Genomic DNA, 241 nt, shown 5'->3' with positions numbered 1-241 from the left:
AGTCTATCCTAATGAAGTTTATGGACTTTTAGGAATTAATGGAGCTGGTAAATCTACTTTGATGAAAATTATATGTGGAATATTGCCACAGACAAATGGTGATGTCTATTTAGACGGTTCCCCCTTAACCAGACAAGAATTAACCAATATTGGTTCTTTAATAGAATCTCCTCCAACATATAATCATTTGAGCGCACAAGACAACTTAAAAGTTGTAGCATTGAATGAAAATATCGACTTC

1 protein-coding gene is annotated in these 241 nt (G+C 33.6%); it reads left to right on the top strand.

The genetic code is table 11. The features are described from left to right. The coding region (locus tag SH09_RS13700; protein ID WP_042740182.1) for an ATP-binding cassette domain-containing protein at positions 1-241 on the top strand (241 nt) is incomplete at both ends.

This window comes from Staphylococcus gallinarum, from assembly GCF_000875895.1.
Classification (GTDB): Bacteria; Bacillota; Bacilli; order Staphylococcales; family Staphylococcaceae; genus Staphylococcus; species Staphylococcus gallinarum.
This window is presented reverse-complemented; position numbering and strand designations above follow the sequence as displayed.